This is a genomic window from Planctomycetia bacterium (genome assembly GCA_034440135.1).
Lineage (GTDB): Bacteria > Planctomycetota > Planctomycetia > Pirellulales > JALHLM01 > JALHLM01.
Genome location: JAWXBP010000509.1, coordinates 1 through 2,645 on the forward strand (window position 1 = coordinate 1; position 2,645 = coordinate 2,645).

Annotated in this window: 2 protein-coding genes; both read right to left on the reverse strand. The window is 61.1% G+C overall.

The window, feature by feature from the left end; translation table 11 throughout:
* Window positions 1–785, reverse strand: a 785-nt coding sequence (locus tag SGJ19_28835; GenBank protein MDZ4784272.1) for a GTP-binding protein, incomplete at its 3' end; no start/stop codon positions are given.
* Between the two features lie 376 nt (window positions 786–1,161).
* On the reverse strand, window positions 1,162–2,645 hold a 1,484-nt coding region (locus SGJ19_28840), incomplete at its 5' end, for an ABC transporter ATP-binding protein (GenBank protein ID MDZ4784273.1).

Consider the following 2,645-nt stretch of genomic DNA (forward strand, 5'->3'; position numbering starts at 1 on the left):
CCCTTATTCTTATAGGCGGAACCCATGAAGACGGGCGTGACGTCAAGGCCCTGCACGGCCGCTTTCGTCACCGCGTGAATCAAGTCCTCCGGTACTTCTTGCTCGGCCAGCAACAGCTCCATCATTTGGTCGCTGTACATCGACAGGGCTTCCAGCATTTCCTGCCGAGCTTCTTTGGACTCGTCGACCATGTCGGCGGGAATTTCTTCCTCGCGGACATGTTCGCCGTTGTTGCCGTCGAAGTAGTAGCCCTTCATCTTGATCAGGTCGACCACGCCCAGGAAGTTGTCTTCCTTGCCGATCGGCAATTGCATGACGACCGCTTCTTCATTCAGCTTTTCGCGGATCATCTGCACGACGCGCTTCGGGTTTGACCCGGTGCGGTCCATCTTGTTGATGAACGCGAGGCGCGGAATGTGATAGCGCTTCATCTGCCGGTCGACGGTCATCGACTGCGACTGCACGCCGCCCACGGCGCAAAGCACCAAAATGGCGCCGTCCAGCACGCGGAGGCTGCGTTCCACTTCGACCGTGAAGTCGACGTGGCCCGGCGTATCAATCAGGTTGATCGTATTCTCGTCCCACTCCACCGTGGTGGCGGCGCTGGTGATCGTGATACCACGCTCCCGCTCCAGATCCATGTGGTCCATCGTGGCGCCTTCGCCCTTCACCTCCTGAATCCGGTGGATACGACCGGCATAGTACAAGATTCGCTCGCTGAGCGTGGTCTTGCCGGAGTCGATGTGAGCCGAAATGCCGATGTTCCGCAGTCTATTCAGATCCATGACGAAAGCCTCAAAAAGCGTGGTCCTTTCCAATTCCTGTACTTCAATGCGCGGGCCGCAATCCAGCGACGGGCGTCCAGGGCTTCACGGCCGCCAGTGGGCGACCGAAATGCGCGGCACAACTGGTCATGCGACAATCCTTCGCCGCGCCCCGCCGCCAATCAAGCGCCGGCGTCCGATTGCCGCCCCAAACAGCCCGCGGCCCGAACGCGCATTGCAAGCTCTCGCAGTCCGCTTCCATCGGGGGGTGTTTGTCGACACCCTCAGCGCAAGCGGCTGCGAAATCGCCGATCCTTTATCGTACACAGATTCGCCAATTAGCAAAGGGCGAAAAACCGGGGCGGCCGAAGTCGAACGCACTGCTCCGACGGCCAAGTCACACGGCCGAATGCTTACTCTTTACAGTGGTTGGCTGGTGTGCGGGGCCGCCTGCCATGGAGTGCCCATTGCCACCCCCCGACGATGCTTGGGCCAATCCCGTCTGCACCCAGACCATCTGCCGATAGCGGCCGCTGATGGCCATCAATTCCTCGTGGGTGCCGGTTTCGACGATTCGTCCCCCTTCAAGGACCGCGATCCGGTCTGCGTGGGCGATCGTGCTCAGCCGGTGGGCGATCACGAAAGTCGTGCGACCCCGCATCAGTTCGCCGAGACTTTGCTGGATCAGCCGTTCGCTTTCCGTGTCCAGGTTGCTGGTCGCTTCGTCCAAAATCAGGATGCCGGGGTCGGCCAGCACCGCCCGGGCGATCGCCAGCCGTTGCCGCTGCCCGCCGCTGAGCTTGACGCCGCGCTCGCCGATCATTGTCTTGAAGCCGTGCTCCAGGCGGTCGATGAATTCCACGGCGTTGGCAATCTCCGCCGCGTGGCGGATTTCCTCCTGCGTAGCGTGACGTTTCGAGTAAGCGATGTTGTCCGCGATGGTGCCGTCGAACAGAAACACTTCCTGTTCGACGATGCCCAGCAGACGTCGAAAGCTGCCGACGTCAATTTGCCGTAAGTCGACGCCGTCGAGCAACATCTGCCCTTCGACCGGATCGTAAAATCTTGCGACCAGGTTGCAGAGCGTCGTCTTGCCAGCGCCGCTGGGGCCGACCAGCGCCACCATTTGACCCGGCTCGGCAACGAGTTGGATATCGCGCAGCACCCACTCTTCCGCCGTTGGATACTTGAAGGACACGCCTCGCAGTTCGACGCGACCTTGAAACTTGGCGCGATCCATGGTCACCGCGCCAGGCAGCGTCGGCGCTTCGAGCGGTTCGGCCATCAAGTCCAGCACGCGATCCAGCCCAGCGAGCCCGCTTTGCAATGACGTGGCGGTGTTCGCCAACACGGCCAGCGGCTCCAGCAACATCACGACGTAAATCAAGAACATCATCAGATCGCCGAGCGTGAGTTTTCCTTCCACGACTTGCCAGCCGCCGTAAAAAAGCAAGCCCGCGGATGCCGTCGGGAGCAGCACTTCCCACAGCAACTCCACGCCGCGAGCCCACCACCAGGCGAACAATTCCTGCCGGGCCATCAAGTGATTGCCGAGCGCGGAACGATCGGACTCCGTGCGTCCGCGGTTGAAGGCCCGCACCACGCGCATGCCGCCGAAGACCTCGGTGGCGTGGCTGTCAATGTCCTGGCGCTGTTTGCGGATATCGCGATGAATCGGCCGAATGCGGCTGATCCACGTCTTGTGCGAAAAGTAAACCAGCGGAATCAGTACCAATGCGCCGCTCAATAGTCGCCAGTCGACCGCCGCGAGAATAAACAAACTTGCGACCAATTGCACGAACGCCGACCAAGGGTTGTACAGCATTCCGAAGACCAACTCGCCGACGCCGCCAGCGTCCTCGCGGAGCAAACTCGCGGCGC